At 54.6% G+C, this 20,499-nt stretch carries 19 protein-coding genes; 10 read left to right on the top strand and 9 right to left on the bottom strand.

Annotation, left to right across the window (positions count from 1 at the left end; translation table 11 throughout):
• Positions 1 to 24: 24 nt before the first annotated feature.
• The 6 genes from ACRCWW_RS19410 to ACRCWW_RS19385 form a co-directional block, all read right to left on the bottom strand.
• Positions 25 to 651 (bottom strand): DUF1109 domain-containing protein, encoded by a 627-nt coding sequence (locus ACRCWW_RS19410; RefSeq protein ID WP_438683844.1) that lies wholly within the window; start codon positions 649 to 651, stop codon positions 25 to 27.
• Complete coding sequence (locus ACRCWW_RS19405) at positions 638 to 1,207, bottom strand: sigma-70 family RNA polymerase sigma factor (protein ID WP_438683843.1); 570 nt, start codon at positions 1,205 to 1,207, stop codon at positions 638 to 640. The genes ACRCWW_RS19410 and ACRCWW_RS19405 overlap by 14 nt, the downstream gene beginning before the upstream one ends.
• 54 nt (positions 1,208 to 1,261) lie before the next feature.
• Entirely contained in the window at positions 1,262 to 2,494 is a 1,233-nt protein-coding gene (locus ACRCWW_RS19400; RefSeq protein WP_438683842.1) for a protein-disulfide reductase DsbD family protein, read from the bottom strand.
• A gap of 19 nt (positions 2,495 to 2,513) precedes the next feature.
• Positions 2,514 to 3,074, bottom strand: coding sequence for a peroxiredoxin (locus ACRCWW_RS19395; RefSeq protein ID WP_438683841.1), 561 nt, complete (start codon positions 3,072 to 3,074; stop codon positions 2,514 to 2,516).
• 185 nt (positions 3,075 to 3,259) lie between these two features.
• The gene (locus ACRCWW_RS19390) at positions 3,260 to 4,138 is read right to left on the bottom strand and encodes an aldo/keto reductase family oxidoreductase (protein ID WP_438683840.1); all 879 of its coding nucleotides are present in this window, start codon (positions 4,136 to 4,138) and stop codon (positions 3,260 to 3,262) included.
• 105 nt (positions 4,139 to 4,243) lie between these two features.
• Complete coding sequence (locus ACRCWW_RS19385; RefSeq protein ID WP_438683839.1) at positions 4,244 to 5,473, bottom strand: amino acid permease; 1,230 nt, start codon at positions 5,471 to 5,473, stop codon at positions 4,244 to 4,246.
• A gap of 219 nt (positions 5,474 to 5,692) precedes the next feature.
• Between ACRCWW_RS19385 and ACRCWW_RS19380 the strand changes: the two genes are divergently transcribed.
• From ACRCWW_RS19380 to ACRCWW_RS19360, 5 genes are all read left to right on the top strand, one after another.
• Complete coding sequence (locus ACRCWW_RS19380) at positions 5,693 to 6,874, top strand: acetyl-CoA C-acetyltransferase (protein ID WP_438683838.1); 1,182 nt, start codon at positions 5,693 to 5,695, stop codon at positions 6,872 to 6,874.
• Between the two features lie 329 nt (positions 6,875 to 7,203).
• The gene (gene kduI / locus ACRCWW_RS19375) at positions 7,204 to 8,040 is read left to right on the top strand and encodes a 5-dehydro-4-deoxy-D-glucuronate isomerase (protein WP_438683837.1); all 837 of its coding nucleotides are present in this window, start codon (positions 7,204 to 7,206) and stop codon (positions 8,038 to 8,040) included.
• A gap of 60 nt (positions 8,041 to 8,100) precedes the next feature.
• Complete coding sequence (gene kduD, locus ACRCWW_RS19370; RefSeq protein WP_438683836.1) at positions 8,101 to 8,862, top strand: 2-dehydro-3-deoxy-D-gluconate 5-dehydrogenase KduD; 762 nt, start codon at positions 8,101 to 8,103, stop codon at positions 8,860 to 8,862.
• A gap of 329 nt (positions 8,863 to 9,191) precedes the next feature.
• Positions 9,192 to 10,328 carry an LPS O-antigen length regulator Wzz(fepE) gene (gene wzz(fepE) / locus ACRCWW_RS19365; RefSeq protein ID WP_438683835.1) on the top strand — a complete coding sequence of 379 codons (1,137 nt, stop codon included), beginning with the start codon at positions 9,192 to 9,194 and terminating at the stop codon, positions 10,326 to 10,328.
• 180 nt (positions 10,329 to 10,508) lie between these two features.
• Entirely contained in the window at positions 10,509 to 11,201 is a 693-nt protein-coding gene (locus ACRCWW_RS19360) for an aspartate/glutamate racemase (protein WP_438683834.1), read from the top strand.
• On the opposite strand, the gene ACRCWW_RS19355 is transcribed toward ACRCWW_RS19360, so the two are convergent.
• Positions 11,188 to 12,123, bottom strand: a complete 936-nt coding sequence (locus tag ACRCWW_RS19355; RefSeq protein WP_438683833.1) for a LysR family transcriptional regulator — start codon at positions 12,121 to 12,123, stop codon at positions 11,188 to 11,190. The genes ACRCWW_RS19360 and ACRCWW_RS19355 overlap by 14 nt on opposite strands.
• A 119-nt stretch (positions 12,124 to 12,242) precedes the next feature.
• Here ACRCWW_RS19355 and lysA point away from each other — a divergent pair, with 119 nt between their 5' ends.
• Positions 12,243 to 13,505, top strand: a complete 1,263-nt coding sequence (gene lysA, locus ACRCWW_RS19350; protein WP_438683832.1) for a diaminopimelate decarboxylase — start codon at positions 12,243 to 12,245, stop codon at positions 13,503 to 13,505.
• On the opposite strand, the gene ACRCWW_RS19345 is transcribed toward lysA, so the two are convergent.
• Positions 13,475 to 14,500 carry a LacI family DNA-binding transcriptional regulator gene (locus tag ACRCWW_RS19345; protein WP_438683853.1) on the bottom strand — a complete coding sequence of 342 codons (1,026 nt, stop codon included), beginning with the start codon at positions 14,498 to 14,500 and terminating at the stop codon, positions 13,475 to 13,477. The genes lysA and ACRCWW_RS19345 overlap by 31 nt on opposite strands.
• Before the next feature lie 307 nt (positions 14,501 to 14,807).
• On the opposite strand from ACRCWW_RS19345, the gene ACRCWW_RS19340 reads away from it, so the two are divergent.
• The 4 genes from ACRCWW_RS19340 (at position 14,808) to ACRCWW_RS19325 (ending at position 18,902) form a co-directional block, all read left to right on the top strand.
• Positions 14,808 to 16,142, top strand: coding sequence for a PTS sugar transporter subunit IIC (locus tag ACRCWW_RS19340; protein WP_438683831.1), 1,335 nt, complete (start codon positions 14,808 to 14,810; stop codon positions 16,140 to 16,142).
• Positions 16,143 to 16,149: 7 nt separating this feature from the next.
• Positions 16,150 to 17,577, top strand: coding sequence for a glycoside hydrolase family 1 protein (locus ACRCWW_RS19335; RefSeq protein ID WP_438683830.1), 1,428 nt, complete (start codon positions 16,150 to 16,152; stop codon positions 17,575 to 17,577).
• Between the two features lie 102 nt (positions 17,578 to 17,679).
• Positions 17,680 to 18,453, top strand: a complete 774-nt coding sequence (locus ACRCWW_RS19330; protein ID WP_438683829.1) for an FCD domain-containing protein — start codon at positions 17,680 to 17,682, stop codon at positions 18,451 to 18,453.
• Positions 18,450 to 18,902, top strand: coding sequence for a GNAT family N-acetyltransferase (locus tag ACRCWW_RS19325; RefSeq protein WP_438683828.1), 453 nt, complete (start codon positions 18,450 to 18,452; stop codon positions 18,900 to 18,902). Before ACRCWW_RS19330 ends, ACRCWW_RS19325 begins: the two co-directional genes overlap by 4 nt.
• Here the strand turns inward: ACRCWW_RS19325 and galR are convergent.
• Complete coding sequence (gene galR / locus ACRCWW_RS19320) at positions 18,890 to 19,906, bottom strand: HTH-type transcriptional regulator GalR (protein ID WP_438683827.1); 1,017 nt, start codon at positions 19,904 to 19,906, stop codon at positions 18,890 to 18,892. The genes ACRCWW_RS19325 and galR overlap by 13 nt on opposite strands.
• Between the last annotated feature and the right edge of the window lie 593 nt (positions 19,907 to 20,499).

Below are 20,499 nucleotides of genomic sequence, written 5' to 3'. Positions count from 1 at the left end.
CCATCCAGCTCTGTATCTGATTTTTCAAACCCTTACCCAGCGCCACCCCAAAGTCACAGTCGCCGCCACGATCGTCACAATCGCTGCGATATGCATCAGGAAGTCTTCCGGATGCAGATGCACCGGATGACAGAATGCGAGCAGCGTCAGCGCCATACAGGCGACGCCTGTTCCGGCTAAGGTCAGGCTGCGCAACGGGGTGAGTGTGCGGGTGTGGCGTAAAAATCCCAGCACCAGCGCAATCATCGGCGCGCTGACGGTGACCATAAAGGTGTAGCAGCGGGTGTCGTGCAGGCTTCCTGCGGATAGCGGGTGTTGGCTCAGGCTCATGGCTGCTGCGATCAGCCAGATCACAGCAAGCGCGGCTAACCAACGTGCGGATAACGGGCGACGGCCAGCGATGCTGCCGGTGAAGGCTGTGCCGATGGCGAGCAACCCTGTGGCGAACACGAGCACCAGCTGCGCAATTGCCCATGCCGCGCCTGGCTGTGTCCAGTCGGTGGCGCTTCTCTCCAGCAATAGACTCGCCAGAGCGCCTGTGCTGAGCGCCATCAGCACCCAGCTAACGACACGTAAGCCAACAGGCAACGGGCGTTTTACGGGCTGCGCTGAACGGCTCAGGTTTTGAATTAAGGCCTCATGATTTTCCATGACTGGCTCCATAACGGCGCAGATTACTCAACGCCCGATGTAACAACGACTTCACCGCCGAAATACTCAGGTTGCTCTCCTTCGCGGCCTCCGCGAGACTCATCTCCTGAAGATGGATGCTTTCCACTATCTGACGCTGACGCGAGGGTAACTGGCTGAGAAAACCGTACAATTCTTCCCGTGATTCACGCTGTTCTGCGTTCTTGATCTGCGTGGAATCAGCCATATTCAGCACCTGCTCATCTTCAGTGACTTCTCGCCGTGCGAAGCGTCCTTGCCGCCGCAGCGCGTCCACGCTTCTGGCCTGAGCAATCGCCATCAACCACGGCAGAAACGGGCAGCCCGGATCGTAGGTGTGGCGCACCCGATGCAGGGTCAGCAGCACATCCTGAATGACATCCTCGATCAGCGCCTCGTCGTCCATTTGCCTGCGAGCCAGCGCCCGAATAACCGGCACCAGGGTATGCAGCAGACGTGCGTACGCCTGCTGATCGCCTGCCTGTGCGCGGGCCATATACTCAGGCCACTGTTCGCGCGGAACTGCCGGATTACTCATAAACCGCCTTGCTGCGTCGCACCGGAACTCTCAGGCGCGTAACCTTTGCGGTCGTCACGCCTTTTTACCGGCAGCCTGATTGAGGGCATTCACCACGATGGTCGGGGTTAATACCTGCGGTAAAACCTTTGGTGCGCTGCCATCGGCAGGATAAACCACATACAGCGGTAATCCGCCCTGACCAAACTGGCTTAGCGCGTCATCGACATCCGCATTAAATTTAGTCGAATCTGCCACCATATACAGCGTGCCCGTTTTCGCCATCGCCTCTTTCACCGACTGGGTGGAGAGCGAAGTCTTGTCGTTCACCTGACAGGTGATGCACCAGGAAGCAGTGAAGTTCACGAAAATGGCTTTGCCGTGTCCGCGCTGTTCAGCCACAGTCTGCGGCGTCCATTTTATCGGGGCGACCTGCTGAGCGTTCTGCACGATATCTGCATTGGCGGCTGGTTTCATCACACCTGGTAACGGTATCAACACCAGCAGAAGCAGCGCCACGGTGACTGAATACATCACGCGGTAGCCGCGCCCGGCCAGTTGACGCTGTTGCGCCATGCCATAAATCCAGGCTGCAAAGCTGACGATAACCGACCCCGCAAGCAGGGTAGCCAGTGCCGTCATTCCGGCTTGTTGTGCGAGGACCCAAACCAGCCAGGCGTACGCGCCAAACATCGGGAAGGCGAGGCCATTTTTCAGGACGCTCATCCATGCTCCAGGGCGCGGCAAGCGGCGCGCAAGAGCAGGGAAAAGTGATATCAGCGTGAAGGGGGCAGCGAAGCCCAGTGCCAGCGCAAAGAAAATCGCCAGTGCGACAGCAGGCGGTTGTACCAGAGCATAGCCAATAGCGCCCGCCATAAACGGAGCCGAGCAGGGGGTGGCGACGATGATCGCCAGCGCACCTGTCAGCGCGGAACGGACAAATGCTCCGCGGCCAATAGAAAGCTCTCCGGCACGCTGTAGTGACAGGCCCACTTCAAACACGCCCAGCATATTGAGCGCTGCACCGAGGATAACCAGCGCCAGAATCGAGATAACCAACGGTGACTGAAGCTGGAAACCCCAGCCAACCGCATTCCCGCCTGCGCGTGCGGCAAGCAAGATCGCTGCCAGCGCCATCATCGTGACGACAACCCCAAGCAAAAACGCGAGGCCTTCGCTGCGGGCGCTTGCCGTATCACCATCGTGACGCAGCAGCCCGAACGCCTTCAACGACACCACCGGAAACACGCACGGCATGAAGTTGAGAATAATGCCGCCTAAAAAGGCGGCGAGCATGGCAGTCAACATAAGCTGTCTCTGTTTGCTATCAGGAGTGTGACTGGGCGTACTGTTTCACCGCATCCATCGTTTTCTGGATGTGGGCATCCGGATTACGATCGGTGTAGCTCAGCAGGATCTTACCGTCGGGAGCAATCACATAAGACGTGCGGTCAGAGAGCTTTTTGCCGCCCATCTGCATTTGGGTTTGATATTCAGCTGCGACTTTGGCGCCCGGATCTGCGGCGACGGCAAACTTATTACGGCATTCAAGCTGCGAGAATTTCCCCACCTGATCCACGTTCCCCGCCGTCACGCCAATCACCGTCGCGCCCAGCTTTTTGAAATCATCCGTCGCTTCAGCAAAGTCATGCGCTTCCAGCGTGCAGCCTTTGGTGAACGCCGCCGGGAAGAAGTAGAGCACGACAGGGCCTTTTTGTAGCGCCTGTTGCAGCGAGAAGGTCATCGGTTTACCGGCGAGCGCGGCGTCGAGCTTGAAGTCAGGTGCGCTGGCACCCACCGGCAGCGCGGCGGCGGCGTTAAACGCCATCAAAGAGAAACCAAGAGCGGCAGTAGCCAGCAGCGATAAGCGATGTTTTACAGCAATCATGGTGAGCTCCACTTGTGTAAGGAAAGGGGTTTCTTACACAGTTCGCTGCGTGGAGGGAAAAGGTTTCGCTGCTGAGAAATTTTTTTAGTCATCAGCAAGCTGACGCCGCCGGGCGGTACTTCGTTTGCACAGGCCTACAGGACGGAGTAGGCCCGGCAAGCTTGCGCCGCCGGGCGTCATAAGGATCAGTGCTGAGCAGCCTGCGGCAGGTTGTTCAACACGTCCAGCGCCTCTTGCGGAAGGGTTAGCGCAGCCGCCGCCAGGTTCTCTTCCAGATGCTTCAGGGAAGACGTTCCTGGGATCAGCAGAATATTAGGCGAGCGTTGCAGCAGCCATGCCAGCGCGACCTGCATCGGCGTGGCGTTCAGGTTTGCAGCAATGTCGTTGATATCCTGAGACTGCAACGGTGTGAAGCCGCCCAGCGGGAAGAACGGCACATAGGCGATATTCTTCGTTGCCAGCATGTCGATGAGCTTATCGTCATGGCGGTTCGCCACGTTATAGAAGTTCTGCACGCAGACGATATCGGTCATTTTCAGGCCGTCTTCCACCTGCTTCGCGGTGACGTTGCTCATCCCGATATGGCGGATCAGGCCACGGTCTTTCAGCTTAATCAGCGTTTCCAGCGGCGCTTCGAGCGATCCTTCCGCCGGGCCGTGAGCGCTGATCATGCTGCGCAGGTTGACCACATCCAGCACATCGAGACCCAGATTACGCAGGTTGTCTTCCACGGCGGAAGTGAGTTCCGGGGCAGACATTGCCGGCAGCCAGTTGCCCTGATCGTCGCGACGGGCGCTGACTTTGGTGACAATCGTCAACTCTTGCGGATAGGGGGGAAGTGCCTTTTTGATGATCTGGTTGGTGACATGCGGCCCATAAAAATCGGAGGTGTCGATATGGTTCACGCCAGCTTCAAGTGCGGCCTGAAGCACTTTGACGGCCATCTCTGGATCTTTCGGTGGGCCAAACACGCCAGGGCCCGCCAGCTGCATGGCTCCATAGCCAAGGCGATACACATCACGATCGCCGAGAGTAAAACTGCCGGACTGTTTAACGCTGGACATAACTGTTTCCTCATAATGGCTTAACCGGCTAAGTGTAAACCGCTCAGGCAAAGAAGGAAGCGAAGAAAGTTTAACGGAATGTGCGGCCCGTGAGCCGCACAGGGATTAGCCGAAGAACATGACCGAGACGCAGAGCACGCCAACGACCAGCGTAATGAGACTTCCCACAGAGCGATAAGGCTTGAGAGCAGGGATCAGGTAAGTGGACAGCGTCGGCATAATGAACAGGATCATCGCAATCAACGGGCCGCTGATGGCATAAATCATCGAGATAGCGTTCGGGTTAATGCAACACACCACAAACGTCAAGGCGGACACCAGCAGGATGGCAGTCGCGCGGTTAAAAGCACGGCTTTTTCGCACGCCAACCTGATTCAGGCCAGCTTTCACTATCTCGCTGGCACCCTCAATCACCCCGAAGTAGGTGCCAAGGAAAGATTTCGACATCGCCACAATCGCCACAATGATCCCGGAAACCGCCAGCCAGTGCGGCGAGGCTGGCATCATTGCCAGGGCGGAAAGGATCGTCACCCCTTCGTTTTTGGCGTTGGCAATGTAGCTTTCCGGAATAGCCAGCAGACAGCTGAAGACGAAAAACAGCACGCTCAGGCAGATGATCAGATAAGCAATCCGCATAATTTTTTTGCATTTATCCATGGCCTGCTCGCCGAATTTCTCGCGACGATCGATAGCGAAGGTCGAGATAATAGGCGTATGGCTAAAAGCGAAAACCATCACGGGAATGGAGAGCCAGACCTGATGCAGGGTGTGAGGCGTAAAGGTCAACTGCCCGCTGAACAGCGTTGGCTGCCAGGAGCCAGTGAGCCAGACAGAGAGAAACAGAAAATAAGCAATCAGCGGGAAAACCAGAAACCCCATGACTTTCAGCGTCGCATGACGACCCATCAGGAAGATCAGGTTTAAAACCAGCACCACACCCAGGCTCACCAGCATGCGAATGCCGAGCGTCACTGTCATCTGTTTGGCTAACTGTTCAGTGAGCGAGTTGGTGATGGCGACGGCGTAAATCAGCACCACCACAAAGAAGGCGATGAAATAGAGCGAGGTGATGAGGTTGCCGATTTTTTTGCCGTAGTAGTGATTGACGGCGCCGGTGATCCCGACGTTAGCAGGCAGGTTGGCCGATAAAATAAAGCGACACAGTGCACGGTGCGGCCAGTATGTCAGCGGCCATGCCACCAGTGCCGTAATCAGTAACACCATCGCTCCGGCGGAGCCTAGCTGAATCGGCAGGAACAGCGTGCCAGCGCCTACCGCAGTACCATATAAGGCGAAACTCCACAGGGTTTCGTCTTTTGACCATAATTTCGACATTGTTTGAATTTTAAAACCAGATTACCAGGAAAACGGAGGCGAATTTACCATAAAACCGAAGGGGCGGGGGAGCGCGAAATGCCACCCGCGCGGTATTGGCGGATGAATGTTAAATGACAGCGCATTGCTTTGTGATTAATCTCACTTTTTGTAAACAATTACGATAATAGTTGATAACAATACTCTACTATAGTGCGGTTAATTTGCGCTGAGGTCGGGATGAAAGACGTCGTAATCGTAGGTGCAGTAAGAACCCCCATCGGCTGTTTTCAGGGCGCGTTATCGCGCTTTACAGCCGTGGAGTTGGGCAGCGTCGTGGTGAAAGCGCTGGTCGAACGGACCGGTCTCGATCCTTTTGCTGTCGATGAAGTGATCCTCGGCCAGGTGCTGACGGCGGGGGCCGGGCAAAACCCTGCCCGACAGTCGGCCATCAAAGGCGGTCTGCCGAACACGGTTTCTGCCATTACCATTAATGACGTTTGCGGCTCGGGCCTGAAAGCGCTGCATCTTGCGACCCAGGCGATTCAGTGCGGGGAAGCGGATGTGGTTATCGCGGGCGGCCAGGAAAACATGAGCCGCGCGCCTCATGTACTGACCGACAGCAGAACAGGGGCACGGCTGGGCAACAGCCAGCTTATCGACAGCCTTGTACATGACGGGCTGTGGGATGCTTTCAACGATTATCATATGGGCGTGACGGCGGAAAACCTGGCGCGCGAATACGGCATTACCCGCGAGTTACAGGATGCCTGGGCGCTTAGCTCGCAGCAAAAAGCGCGGCGGGCGATAGATTCCGGACGCTTCCGCGATGAAATCGTTCCGGTGGTGAATGTTCAGAAAAATGGTCTGACTCAGGTCGTCGATACCGACGAACAGCCCAGGACCGATGCCAGCGCCGAAGGGCTTGCCCGCCTGATGCCCGCGTTTGATACGCTGGGTTCGGTGACCGCGGGTAACGCCTCATCGATAAACGATGGCGCGGCGGCGGTGATGATGATGAGTGAATCACGTGCGCTGGAGCTGGATTTGCCGATTCTGGCGCGCATCCGGGCCTTCGCCAGCGTGGGGGTCGATCCTGCATTGATGGGCATTGCGCCTGTTTATGCGACCCGCCGTTGCCTTGAACGAGTAGGCTGGCAGCTGGGCGATGTTGACCTGATTGAAGCCAATGAAGCTTTTGCCGCACAGGCTATTTCCGTCGGCAAGGTGCTGGAATGGGACGAGAAGCGCGTCAACGTTAACGGCGGTGCGATTGCACTGGGCCATCCGATTGGCGCGTCCGGCTGCCGTATTTTGGTGTCGCTGGTTCATGAGATGATTAAACGCGGTGCCCGCAAAGGGCTGGCAACATTGTGTATCGGCGGTGGACAGGGCGTGGCGCTGGCGGTTGAGCGCGAATAGTTCTGAGCTGCTTATCTTGTGAGGCCTCCTGTAAAGGAGGCCTTTTTGCTGGCTGAAATTCACCCTTCCTTCGTTTTTCTACGAAGTTATCTCTCTTCTGTGTCTTAATTCAAAGTTCGTTTAACATGTTGTTATTAAATGACATGTTTCTCTTAGGTGAAGCGTTGTCACGCTCGTAGCGTGATCGGTTTTGCATTTCTGGAATTTATCGACATAAAAAATGAAACGATGTTTTATTTATCATTGAAAACCACCAGTGGGAGGCATAAGATGGTTTTAACAGAAAAGCGAAACTGCTTTTCAAAATGAAACTTATGCTGGAGGTTTACGTGGACATCAGACAAAGCATCCACAGCGCGCACGCTAAGACGCTGGATACGCAAGGGCTGCGCAACGAGTTTTTAGTTGAGCAGGTGTTTGTCGCCGATGAATACACCATGGTGTACAGCCATATCGATCGCATCATTGTCGGTGGCATCATGCCAGTGGCCAAAACGGTCTCTGTCGGCGGAGAAGTGGGCAAGCAGCTTGGCGTAAGCTACTTCCTTGAGCGTCGTGAGCTGGGTGTGATTAACATTGGCGGCCCGGGCACCATAACCGTTGATGGTAAATGCTATGAAATCGGCCATCGCGACGCACTGTATGTCGGCAAAGGCGCGAAAGAGGTGGTGTTCGCCAGCATTGATACCGCGAAACCGGCGAAGTTTTACTACAACTGCGCCCCGGCACACACCACCTTCCCAACCAAAAAAGTGACGCCCGCAGACGTTGCCCCGGTCACGCTTGGCGACAACGTCACCAGCAACCGCCGCACCATCAATAAATACTTCGTTCCGGACGTGCTGGAAACCTGTCAGCTCAGCATGGGCCTGACTGAACTGGCTCCCGGCAACCTGTGGAACACCATGCCATGTCACACCCACGAACGCCGGATGGAAGTCTATTTCTACTTCAATATGGCCGACGACGCCTGTGCGTTCCACATGATGGGACAACCGCAGGAAACGCGCCATATCGTGATGCACAACGAGCAGGCGGTCATTTCGCCGAGCTGGTCCATTCACTCTGGCGTGGGCACACAGGCCTACACCTTTATCTGGGGCATGGTCGGTGAGAACCAGGTCTTCGATGATATGGACCACGTCGCTGTTAAAGATCTGCGCTAGTCGCGGGCAGCAAAACCCTTTGCCTGTCCGGTACAGGCGTCAAATGAGTAAGGATTTTTTATGATTCTCGATACATTTTCACTGGCAGGCAAAGTTGCCGTGGTTTCTGGCTGCGACACCGGTCTGGGTCAGGGTATGGCCATCGGTCTGGCCGAAGCAGGCTGTGACATCGTCGGTATCAATATCGTTGAGCCAACGGAAACCATTGAACAAGTCACCGCCCGTGGTCGTCGGTTCCTTAGCCTGACGGCTGACCTGCGCAATATCGACGGTATTCCACAGCTGCTGGAACGCGCTGTCGCCGAATTTGGCCATATCGATATTCTGGTCAACAACGCTGGCCTGATTCGTCGCCAGGACGCTATCGAATTTAGCGAGAAAGACTGGGACGACGTGATGAATCTGAACATCAAAGCGGTGTTCTTCATGTCTCAGGCGGCAGCGAAACACTTCATCAGCCAGGGCAAAGGCGGCAAAATTATTAACATCGCTTCCATGCTCTCCTTCCAGGGCGGCATTCGCGTTCCTTCTTACACTGCATCGAAAAGCGGTGTGATGGGCGTAACCCGTTTGCTGGCGAATGAGTGGGCGAAGCACGGTATCAACGTCAACGCGATTGCGCCAGGCTATATGGCGACCAACAACACTCAGCAACTGCGCGCCGATGAACAACGCAGCGCCGAAATTCTGGATCGTATTCCGGCCGGGCGTTGGGGCTTGCCGAGCGATCTGATGGGGCCGGTTGTGTTCCTTGCCTCTTCGGCTTCAGACTACATCAACGGCTACACGGTGGCGGTAGACGGCGGCTGGCTGGCTCGCTAACGCCAGCACATTCCGCGAAAACCCTGCTTCGGCAGGGTTTTTTTATGCTTAAAAAAGCTAATGTGTTTCCGTGCTTAATTTTGATTAAGTGTCGCTAAACTTTTTATTCGGCAGGTCTTGAACAATTTTCTGCTTAAATGATTAAGCGTTTTTAATCAACTCCATAATTAGGTGGGAAGTTTACGGGAAATTGAGTATTTAGTAGTTTTTTCCTAATGTGGACTATGAAAATTCCTGGTTACATGATTAATACAATAAATGGTTTTCAGAATCTTCTTATAGGGCTATATTAGCGAAAAATACCGTTAACCCGCATCGACGAAAACATTATGTCAACTATGGATATCAAGACCCCAAAGGACGTAACGCTCACGGCTTCTGTTCCCGCACACTCCTTCTCTACCGGGCAGGATATTGATCTCCTGGCTCTGCTGGACGTGTTGTGGAGTGCCCGCAAACGCATCCTGGCTTTTGTTCTTGGGTTTGCCCTCGCAGGCCTGGCCGTTTCGCTGCTGCTGCCGCAAAAATGGACCAGCAACGCCGTCATCACGCCTGCGGAACGCACCCAACTAATGCCGCTCAACACGCTGCTTGCCACGATGAGAGTGCTTGGCGTTGACAATAAAAGCGACAACACCGCGCTGTTTAATCTCTTCATCAAAAAGTTTAACTCCACCGTGTTGCTGGAAGAGTACGTAAAATCTTCACCTGAATTAATGGAGCAGTTAAAAGAAACTGACGTCGATCCTATTGAGCTTCATCGTGCGGTCGTCACTATCGCCGAGCGCATGAAAGCCGTTGATGATGCCAGTAACAAAAAAGAGAACAACTCGCTGTATAACTCCTGGACGCTCTCTTTTACCGGCCCTGATGCCGCAGAGGCGCAAGCCATTTTGGCGGGCTATATCAAATTCGTCAGCGCGCAGGTGGTTAAGCAGACCATGACCTCTCTGCATGAAAACGTGACCATGAAATTACAGACCGAAAAACAGCGTCTGGAGCTCGATCGCGCCCAGCTGGAGAATGCGAAGAACACCAAAATTAAGCGTCTGAATTATTCCCTTCAGGTTGCTCAGGCGGCCGGAATTAATAAACCGGTTTACAGCAACGGGCAAATGATCAAAGACGATCCTGATTTCTCCGTCACTCTGGGGACGGAAGGGATCAATAAAAAACTCGAAATTGAAAAATCGATTAAAGATGTTTCTGAGCTAAATGCTGACATTCTTAACCGCGAATATTTATTGAAACAGTTAGAAGCATTAAATATTACTGATGTTGATTTTCCCGTGGTGAATTATCAGCTTGAACCCTCGCTTCCCATTAAAAAAGATGGCCCAGGGAAGTCGCTTATTATCCTGCTGGCAGCGCTGCTGGGTGGGGCAATAGCCTGCGGAACGGTTTTACTGCAAAGCGCGCGTGAATCCCGCCGGGCGACGCTGCTGCTCGAAGAATCTGCCCTGTAATGATAAAAAACACAGAAAAAGAAGAGGATATCTTCTTTTTCTGTGCCTGAGCTTCACCCTCAACTGCCATAGCTCACCGCACATATCTCCAGCGTATACATGAATATTTCGTTGCGACCAGAAGTGGAAAGTTAATCACAACTCTGTTTCACTGTGGGAAACATTGCGAAAGGACAGTCCATGAAAACCATTGGTTTACTTGCCGGCATGAGCTGGGAATCCACGATTCCCTATTACCGTCTGATTAATGAAGGCATCAGGCAGCGCCTTGGCGGCCTGCACTCGGCGAAGATCCTGATGCACAGCGTTGATTTCCATGAGATTGAAGCCTGCCAGGCTTCAGGGGAATGGGAAAAGGCCGGGGATATGCTTGCCCATGCGGCAGCCTCGCTGGAAAGTATTGGCGCTGAAGGGATCGTGCTTTGTACTAACACCATGCACAAAGTGGCCTCACAGATCGAATCCCGCTGTCAGGTGCCTTTTTTGCATATCGCTGATGCAACAGGGCGGGCGATTGAGAAGCAAAAGCTGCGAAATGTCGCGCTGTTGGGCACTCGTTACACCATGGAACAGGATTTCTACCGTGGGCGTCTGGAGCAGGAATTCTCGTTGAATTTGCTTATCCCTAATGCCGATGAGCGCGCTCGAATCAACCAAATCATCTTCGAAGAGCTGTGCCTCGGCACGTTCAGCGAATCGTCCCGTCAGGAATATTTACAGGTGATTGAGCGGCTGGTGGCAGAAGGCGCAGAGGGCGTTATTTTTGGCTGCACCGAAATCGGTCTGCTGGTGCCTGCCGATCGTTGCCCGGTGCCGGTGTTTGATACCGCCGCGCTTCATGCTTCTGACGCCGTGGACTTTATGCTTTCCTGAGGGGATCAAGCAGCGGTTCCAGTGGCGTGACGATCGTCTGCAAACTACTTTGCAGATGATCGATAAAGGCATCCACCAATGCCGATCCCGGCCGGTGCAGCGGCTGGATCAAACTCACGTTGTACGGCACATCAATGCTGAAGCGACGGATAGCAATGCCCGTGGCGGCGTATTCCAGTGCGGTAAACGGGTTAACCACTGAAATGCCTGCCCCCGCACGCACCATGGCGCAAATGGACGCCGCGCTGTGGGTTTCCACCACCATTCTTCGCCGTACCTGATGCTCGCTGAAGAGATTATCAAGCAATTGCCGATAGCTGTCCGTACGCGACAGGCTGATGTAGTTTTCCCCTTCGAAATCCTGCGGCGTAAGCACCGTTTTCTGAGCAAGCGGATGGCTGGCGGGCAGAACGCAGACTTCATTCATGCTGAGCAGTGGCGTACGTTCGGTGCCAGGCGGTGTATGCAGCGTTTCGGTGAGCCCAAGATCGTGACGCTGAGCTGACAGCCACTCTTCCAGCAGCGGCGATTCCTGCGGAACAATGTGCAGACTCACCTCAGGATAGCGGGCGAGGAAAGGCTGCAGTAGCGCGGGCAAAAAGGATTGCGAAAAGACGGGCAGACAAACCACCGAAAGTTCGCCCTGGCGAAATTCCCGCAGGCTTTCCGCCGCGCTCACAATGCGGTCCAGCCCGTACCAGGAACGCTGCACTTCTTCAAACAGCCGTAAACCCTGAACGGTAGGATGCAGCCGCCCTCTACTGCGCTCAAACAGCTTTAGCCCCAGCACTTTCTCAAACCGTGCAAGCTCCCGGCTGACCGTCGGCTGGGAAGTGTGCAGCAGGGCTGCCGCTTCGGTGAGGTTACCGGTGGTCATCACAGCATGGAAAATTTCGATGTGGCGTAAATTCACCGCAGGCATGGCGTAGTCCTTTCCTGACGTTATCTATATCAATTTTGCATGAAGTGTGGAAAAAACGATATTTTTTATTCGGTATTCGCTGTGGCGTAATCAAGGCAGAGAAAACTACGGAGTTCACCATGCCACGCCCACTGACCAACACTGACACTGACCTCAACGCGGAAAACCTGTTACGCCTGCCAGCCGAATTCGGCTGCCCGGTCTGGGTGTATGATGCGGCCATTATTCGCCAGCAGATTGCTCAACTGAGCCAGTTTGACGTGGTTCGCTTTGCGCAAAAAGCCTGCTCCAACATTCATATTCTGCGATTAATGCGCGAGCAGGGCGTAAAGGTGGATTCAGTCTCATTGGGTGAAATCGAGCGTGCGCTGGCCGCAGGATACAACCCGGCTACCCATCCGGACGATATCGTCTTCACCGCCGATATGATTGACGAAGCGACACTCGCTCGCGTCAGTGAACTGAAGATCCCGGTGAATGCAGGCTCGGTGGACATGCTGGCTCAGCTTGGTGAAGTGTCACCGGGGCATCGCGTGTGGCTGCGTGTGAACCCTGGTTTCGGTCATGGGCACAGCCAGAAAACCAATACTGGCGGTGAAAACAGCAAACACGGCATCTGGTACAGCGACCTGCCGCAGGCGCTGGAAGTGATCCAACGCTATAAGCTGAAGCTGGTCGGCATTCATATGCATATCGGTTCTGGTGTGGACTATGGCCATCTGGAACAGGTTTGCGGCGCGATGGTGCGGCAGGTTGTCGAATTCGGTCAGGATCTTGAGGCCATCTCCGCGGGGGGCGGCTTATCCATTCCTTACCGCTTCGGGGAAGAAACTATCGATACCAGTCACTACTTTGGCCTCTGGAATGCGGCTCGCGAACAGATTGCGAAACATTTAGGCCATCCTGTGAAGCTGGAAATCGAGCCGGGTCGCTTCCTGTTGGCGGAGTCCGGTGTGCTGGTGGCGCAGGTTCGCAGTGTGAAAAACATGGGCAGCCGTCACTTTGTGCTGATCGACGCCGGGTTTAACGATTTGATGCGCCCATCGATGTACGGCAGCTATCACCATATCAGCGCACTGGCTGCGGACGGGCGAGATCTGAGCCAGTCACCCCTTGTGGATACCGTCGTTGCGGGGCCTTTGTGTGAGTCTGGCGATGTCTTTACGCAGCAGGAAGGTGGCAAAGTGGAACCGCGCGAACTGCCGCAGGTGGTGCCGGGCGATTATCTGGTGCTGCACGACACCGGGGCATACGGCGCGTCAATGTCTTCCAACTACAACAGCCGCCCGCTTCTGCCAGAAGTTCTGTATGACAACGGCAGCGCTCGCCTGATTCGCCGTCGCCAGACAATTCAGGAGTTGCTGGCGCTGGAAGCGTTCTGATAATAAGGGCCAGTGGTCACCGATTCGCGCAGAACCAGCTTGCCGGTAAACGGCGGCAGCGTTTCAATCGGCTGGCTGTTGGCCAGTTTGATCGCCTGATCGATAGCGGTGGTTATCATGTTGTCGATAGGCAGATAGACGGTTGAAAGCCCCGGTTCGAGCCATTTCGCACTTGGGGCATCATCAAAGCCAAACAGCGAAATATCCTGAGGGATTTTCAGCCCCGCCTGATGCAGCGCCTTCGACGCCCCTAACGCCATATCATCATTACAGGCAAACAGTGCGCTGAAGCGGACTTTTTCATCCAACAGCTGCTGGCACAGTTCATAGCCGCGCGTCATGCCGGAATCCCCGTACTTCACTTTATTGGGATCCCACGCGATCCCGTGTTTTTCCAGAGCGTTACGATAACCCTGTAAGCGCGCTTTGCCGGTCGGCGTGTGGATGGGCACGGTGATACAGGCGATATCCCGATGGCCTTGCGAGATCAGGTAATCGACGGCCTGAAAGGCGGCATCCTGTTGTTCGAAGAACACGCAGCGATCGCGCATCTGGCTGACGTCCCGGTTGATTACCACCACGGGCATCGCTATCGAGTTAATCAGCTTCATGATCGCCTTTTCGCTCATAAAGCGCGTATAGAGCACAATGGCATCGCACTGCCTGTCGGCCAGCATTTGCACCGCTTGCTCTTCGCGTTCAGGCGTGTCGTGGCCGTCGGTGACAATCAGCTGTTTACCGTGGGTCTCTGTCTGGCGGGAAGCTTGCTGCAACAGGCGGCCAAAGTAGAAGCCGTCGAAGGTGGAGACCACCAGCCCAATGCTGTTGCTTGTTCGATTGGCCAGTGAGCGCGCCAAAAAGTTAGGGCGATAGCCCAGCTCTTCCATGGCTTTATACACCTGCTTACGGGTGCTCTCTTTTACCTGACCTGTGCCGTTCAATACGCGGGAGACGGTCGCTTTCGACACGCCAGCGCGTAGTGAGACATCCAGCATTGTTGCCATTGTTCATTCCTGATGCCACATGATTGCCGCAGTTTATCACAGACAATCAGGGGCATATCCTCTCCGTTCGTTACAAATAACTATCGCGATCACGCTTTTAGCTACGTTTTGCTGAAATAGCCCTATAAAAACTACGTGGTATGCCAATGTGGTTTGGTATGGCTTATCTGGAATGCCAATGTTGGCATTGAGAACGAAGTCACAGAAGTTTGTCTGACACATCGTTATTTTTGGTATGCCAAATGGTTTAAGGCTGTAAACCCATTTTGATAAAAGCCCACATTTGAGGTATCACCCTATGGCATTTCAGGAAAAGCTTATCGATTCTTTGGGAAGTTTCGCCACGAAATTCAATAGCTACCGCTATATCATGGCGATCAAATCCTCCTTTATTACCCTCATGCCGGTGATTATCGTCGGCGCGTTCTCCGTTCTGATTTCCAACATGGTGCTGGATCCGAAAAACGGTCTTGCCAGCTTCCAGTCGCTGTCGTTCCTGGCAACGCTCAAACCGATCACCAGCGCGATTAACTACGCCACGCTTAACTTTCTCAACATCGGCGCGGTGTTTTTAATTGGCATTGAGCTGGGGAGAATCAATGGCATCAAGACGCTGTTCCCCGGCCTGCTGGCGGTGATCTGCTTTATTTGCGTTACGCCGACCACCGTGCAGATGATGGTTGACGGGCAGATGCATGAGGTGAAAGACGTGCTGCTGCGCCAGTTCTCCGACACCCGCAGCCTGTTCCTCGGCATGTTCATCGCGATTTTGTCCGTCGAAGTCTACTGCTGGCTGGAAGGGCGCCCGGGCCTGAAAATCAAAATGCCCGACACCGTGCCACCTAACGTGTCGGCTTCTTTTTCGGCGCTGATCCCGGCGATCATCACTACCACCGTGATTGCGACCTTTGGTTTTGTGTTCCATCAGCTGACCGGCATGTATCTCTACGATGCAGTTTATCAGGTGGTGCAGCAGCCGCTGGAGCGCGTGGTTCAAAGCCTGCCGGGCATTCTGCTGCTGATGTTTGTTGCTCAGTTATTCTGGGTGATCGGTATTCACGGCAACCAGATGATCAAGCCGATCCGCGAGCCGCTACTGCTGGGGGCGATCACCGTCAACATGAGTGCGTTCGAGCAGGGCAAAGAAGTACCGAACATCATCACCATGCCGTTCTGGGATGTTTATATGAGCATCGGCGGTTCCGGCCTGACGATTGGCTTGCTGATTGCGGTGATGATTGCGACTAAACGCAAAGAGATGAAAGAGATAGCCAAACTGTCGATTGGGCCTGGGCTGTTCAATATCAACGAGCCCGTCATTTTCGGCATGCCGATTATGCTCAACCCGATCCTCGCCATCCCCTTTATCATCACGCCGCTGGTCACGGGCTCGATTGGCTATTTTGCCACTGCAACCGGCTTTGCGGGCAAAGCTGTGGTGATGGTGCCATGGACCACGCCACCGCTGATCAACGCCTGGCTTTCCACCGCAGGCTCGATGGGGGCGGTGATCACCCAGCTGTTTTGTATCGTGACGGCAGTGGTTATCTACCTGCCGTTCGTGAAAATCGCTTCTCGTCGCGCAGAGCAGGCACAGCTGCTGGCGCAGCAGCAGGCCATGGACAACGCATGAGGACGCTATGAGCCAGAAAACCATTGCTATACCTGAAGATTTTATTCTGGGCGCCGCGGCTTCAGCCTGGCAAACGGAAGGCTGGAGCGGCAAAAAAGAGGGGCAGGACTCCTGGCCCGATCTCTGGTACAAAAACGATCGACACGTCTGGCACGACGGCTATGGCCCGGCAGTAGCGACTGATTTTATCAACCGCTTTCGCGAGGATGTTGCCCTGATGAAGCAGGCAGGGCTGACGCACTATCGCACCTCGATCAACTGGTCACGCTTTCTGACCGACTATGAAAACGTGACGGTTGATGAGGAGTACGCCGCTTACTACGACGCGCTGTTTGATGAAATGTTGGCTCACGGCATCGAACCGATGATCTGCCTTGAGCATTACGAGCTGCCGGGATATCTGCTGGAAAACTATGGTGGCTGGGCGTCGAAAAAGGTAGTGGATCTGTACGTCCGTTATGCCGAAAAAGTCTTCGAACGCTATCACGCTAAGGTCACACGCTGGTTTACTTTCAACGAGCCGATTGTGGTGCAAACCCGGGTGTATCTGGATGCGTTACGCTGGCCCTATGAGCAGAACACCGGCAAATGGATGCAGTGGAATCACCATAAAGTGCTGGCCACGGCGCGCGCAGTGAAGCTCTTCCGGGAGAAGGGCTATCGCGGCAGCGTGGGCTGCATTCTGAACCCGGAAGTCACCTATCCGCGCTCGAGCGCGCCGCACGATGTACTTGCCGCTGAACGTTACGATCTCTTTTACAACCGGGTTTTCCTCGATCCGTTTGTTCACGGAGAGTACCCGCAGGAACTGTTTTCTCTGCTGAAGAAGCACAACGTTGAGTGGGATTACAGCGCAGAAGAACTGGCGGAGATCCGCGCAAATACCGTCGATGAACTCGGTATCAACCTTTATTACCCGCATCGGGTCAAAGCGCCGTCTCGCGCCTGGCACCCGGAAACGCCTTTCCATCCCGCTTATTATTATGAGCCGTTTGAGCTGCCGGGTCGCCGGATGAACAAATCGCGTGGCTGGGAAATTTACCCGCAGATTGTGTATGACATGGCGATGCGCATTAAAAACGAGTATCGCAACATTGCGTGGTTCGTCGCGGAAAGCGGGATGGGGATTGAGAACGAAGGGCAGTTCCGCAACCGGGACGGCATCATCGAAGATGATTATCGAATCGCGTTTGTCAGCGAGCACCTGTGGCAAACCCTGCGCGCAAAGCAGGATGGCGCGAACTGTCATGGCTACATGTTGTGGGCGTTCACCGACAACGTGTCGCCGATGAATGCGTTCAAGAATCGCTACGGGCTTATCGAAATCGATCTGCAAAACCAACGTGCGCGTAAAGCCAAAAAATCGGCCCACTGGTTCCGCCAGCTGCGCGAAAGCCGCCAGTTAACGCTGAACGTTGATGACGAGCTGAAATAGCAGCATTCCTGCACTGAGGGGAATTTTGCTACTATAGCCGCCGGTCAGACCGTCAGGAGCGGCGGTCTGTGCATCCACCCGCAAGCAGACACAGGTGATATTGTGGAAAAGGCCGTTGTTCCGCCGGAAAAGAAACCTTACCAGGAAATTGGGGAAGACTTACGCGCGCAGATTATGCAGGGCCTTTACCCGGTGGGCTCCCGGCTGCCGCCGGAGCGCAATATTGCCGAAAAGTACGGCGTCAGCCGCACTATCGTACGTGAAGCGCTGCTGATGCTGGAGTTGCAGGGTACGGTCGATATTCGTCAGGGATCGGGTGTTTATGTCATGCGCATTCCGCAGGAAAACGACAGTGAAGAAGAGCGGATGCTGCACAGCGACGTCGGGCCGTTTGAAATCCTGCAAGCCCGCCAGCTGCTGGAAAGCAACATTGCGGCGTTTGCCGCAAAAATGGCGACCCGTGCGGATATCGACAACCTTCGTCGCATCATCGAGCAGGAGCAGCGCGCCATCGCGGCCAACGACACCACCCAGGACAACAATAAAATGTTCCACCTGGTGCTGGCGGGGGCGTCGCAAAACCAGATGCTGCTGACCACGGTGGAGAACATCTGGCTGCAAATGGACAGCAGCCCGCTGTGGCAACAGTTTAACGTGCACATCGCCAGCCGGGCGTATCGCCTGAAATGGCTGGGCGACAGGCAAACCATTCTGGCCGCGCTGCGTCGTCGCGATGTGATGGGCGCGTGGCAGGCGATGTGGCAGCATCTCGAAAACGTAAAAAACAGCCTGCTGGAGCTGTCCGATGAGGACGCGCCTGATTTCGACGGCTATCTGTTTGAGTCGGTGCCCATTTTTCAGGGGAAGCTGATGTGAAGATCCAGCCTCTTTATGCCGTGCCGCAGCATGCGCGACAGGTTACGGACTGGCTATGGCAAGCCTTTGGCGGTGTGGCAATGCCGCGTGAGTTTTTCGCCAGCATTATTGAGCACAGCCAGAAACCGGATGCCTTGCCGCTGACCTTCGTGATGACAGAAGGTGACGCCTTGCTGGCAACCGTTGGCTTATGGCGCTGTGATCTTATCAGTCGTCAGGATCTTTTCCCGTGGATGGCGGCCTTGTACGTCGACGAATCTGTGCGTGGGCAAGGGCTGGCAGGGCAGTTGCAGGAGCATGTGATTCAGTATGCGCGTGAAAAGCGCTACTCACAGCTTCACCTCTATTCGGCCTGCCGCGATTTTTATGAGCGTTTTGGCTGGCAATACATCGGCGATGGCATTGAATACCCAGCCACCACCGTGCATCTGTACCGCTATGAACTCTGAGTTTCTGCCAGGGCAATCACCGAATGGCGACGCACCAGAGTAGGACTAAACAGGTGCGTGATTTCCGGCAAAGGGCGCTTTTCTGCCAGCGCTAACGCCAGCTCCGCAGCCTGTGTCGCCATGGTGACAATCGGATAGCGAACGGTGGTCAGACGCGGGCGCACGTAGCGTGAAATCAGGACATCGTCGAAGCCAATCAGTGAAATCTCGCCCGGCACGTCAATGCCGTTGTCGTTCAGCACCCCCATCGCGCCGGCTGCCATCGAATCGTTGTAGCACGCCACCGCAGTAAAATTTCTGCCGCGCCCAAGCAACTCCGTCATCGCTTGTTCGCCACCGCTCTCGTCCGGTTCGCCGAAGGTCACCAGTCTTTCGTTACAAGGCAGGCCGCTCTCTTTTAAAGCATCGTAATAGCCCTGTAAGCGGTCTTCCGCATCCGAAATGGCGTGATTGGAGCAGAGATAGCCAATTTTCGTGTGGCCCTGCTGGATCAGATGGCGAGTCGCAAGCCACGCACCGTAGCGGTCATCCAGCGCCACGCAGCGCTTTTCGTAACCTGGCAGAATGCGGTTGATGAGTACCATGCCCGGAATTTGTTTCATCAGCCCGGCAAGCTCTTCATCCGGCAGCACTTTGGCGTGCACAACCAGCGCAGCACACCGGTGGCGAATCAATTGCTCGATGGCCTGACGCTCTTTTTTCTCATTGTGGTAGCCATTACCAATCAGCAAAAAATTGCCTGTGTGATAGGCCACTTGCTCCACGGCTTTGACCATGGCACCAAAAAACGGATCGGAAACATCGCCGACCACCAGGCCGACGGTTTCGGTCGACTGCTGAGCCAGCGCACGGGCGTTGGCGTTAGGGTGATAGCTTAATGTCTCCATGGCGGCAAACACCGCCTGGCGTGAGGCATCGCTGGCTTTTGGGGAGTCGTTAATCACTCGGGAAACGGTGGCGACTGAAACACCAGCCAACCGGGCCACATCCTTAATTGTCGCCATATCATGCCTTCTTAAGAGGGAAAACGGTTACACACCTCACAGTGTTACGGAAAAGCCAGTGCTGTTCAAGGTTAAGGGCCGGGTAAGGTCAGCAAATGTGATGCAAACGAGGCTGTAGTGGAAAAGCTGTTACACAGCACGTCACCGGGAATTGAAAACGGAAAAGGTGAATTCAAACCTTTAGTTACACTTTGCGCAGAGCTGTTGCGAATGTTAGCTGGAGGAGTCATCAGCCAGATTGATACTCTGACTGTCCCAGAGGTATTGATAGGTGAAGTCGACCCCCTAACGGGAGACCACTTGAATTACACCAACCTGCGCAGATGCGCAGGTTTTTTTTGCCCAAAATCCGTGGCTTGTAACAGTTAACGCGAATCGTAACACCTCGTTGCATTTCCGCTCATTCCTTTGCGTTTTCGCAGTGGCAAGCGGGGCGAGGAACGACCACAATCAAGATCCCAGAGGTATTGATTGGTGAGATTTTTTTGGTACGAACTTCGTACTTATCTCTTGCACCGACCTGCGCAGATGCGCAGGTTTTTTTTGTCCGAAAAACCACCCCCATCCTGCATTTCCTGTGCATCTCGTGTACC

It is taken from the genome of Scandinavium sp. (genome assembly GCF_051650185.1).
In the GTDB taxonomy this organism is placed as follows: Bacteria; Pseudomonadota; Gammaproteobacteria; order Enterobacterales; family Enterobacteriaceae; genus Scandinavium.
Note: the sequence above shows the minus strand (reverse complement) of the source record. Positions and strands in the feature narration are given on the sequence as shown.

What these genes read in the sequence shown, in the direction of transcription:
- ACRCWW_RS19410 (WP_438683844.1), bottom strand. Translation starts at nt 651, where the DNA reads ATGGAAAATCATGAGGCCTTAATTCAAAACCTGAGCCGTTCAGCGCAG.
- ACRCWW_RS19405 (WP_438683843.1), bottom strand. Translation starts at nt 1,207, where the DNA reads ATGAGTAATCCGGCAGTTCCGCGCGAACAGTGGCCTGAGTATATGGCC.
- ACRCWW_RS19400 (WP_438683842.1), bottom strand. Translation starts at nt 2,494, where the DNA reads ATGTTGACTGCCATGCTCGCCGCCTTTTTAGGCGGCATTATTCTCAAC.
- ACRCWW_RS19395 (WP_438683841.1), bottom strand. Translation starts at nt 3,074, where the DNA reads ATGATTGCTGTAAAACATCGCTTATCGCTGCTGGCTACTGCCGCTCTT.
- ACRCWW_RS19390 (WP_438683840.1), bottom strand. Translation starts at nt 4,138, where the DNA reads ATGTCCAGCGTTAAACAGTCCGGCAGTTTTACTCTCGGCGATCGTGAT.
- ACRCWW_RS19385 (WP_438683839.1), bottom strand. Translation starts at nt 5,473, where the DNA reads ATGTCGAAATTATGGTCAAAAGACGAAACCCTGTGGAGTTTCGCCTTA.
- ACRCWW_RS19380 (WP_438683838.1), top strand. Translation starts at nt 5,693, where the DNA reads ATGAAAGACGTCGTAATCGTAGGTGCAGTAAGAACCCCCATCGGCTGT.
- kduD (WP_438683836.1), top strand. Translation starts at nt 8,101, where the DNA reads ATGATTCTCGATACATTTTCACTGGCAGGCAAAGTTGCCGTGGTTTCT.
- ACRCWW_RS19360 (WP_438683834.1), top strand. Translation starts at nt 10,509, where the DNA reads ATGAAAACCATTGGTTTACTTGCCGGCATGAGCTGGGAATCCACGATT.
- ACRCWW_RS19355 (WP_438683833.1), bottom strand. Translation starts at nt 12,123, where the DNA reads ATGCCTGCGGTGAATTTACGCCACATCGAAATTTTCCATGCTGTGATG.
- lysA (WP_438683832.1), top strand. Translation starts at nt 12,243, where the DNA reads ATGCCACGCCCACTGACCAACACTGACACTGACCTCAACGCGGAAAAC.
- ACRCWW_RS19345 (WP_438683853.1), bottom strand. Translation starts at nt 14,500, where the DNA reads ATGCTGGATGTCTCACTACGCGCTGGCGTGTCGAAAGCGACCGTCTCC.
- ACRCWW_RS19340 (WP_438683831.1), top strand. Translation starts at nt 14,808, where the DNA reads ATGGCATTTCAGGAAAAGCTTATCGATTCTTTGGGAAGTTTCGCCACG.
- ACRCWW_RS19335 (WP_438683830.1), top strand. Translation starts at nt 16,150, where the DNA reads ATGAGCCAGAAAACCATTGCTATACCTGAAGATTTTATTCTGGGCGCC.
- galR (WP_438683827.1), bottom strand. Translation starts at nt 19,906, where the DNA reads ATGGCGACAATTAAGGATGTGGCCCGGTTGGCTGGTGTTTCAGTCGCC.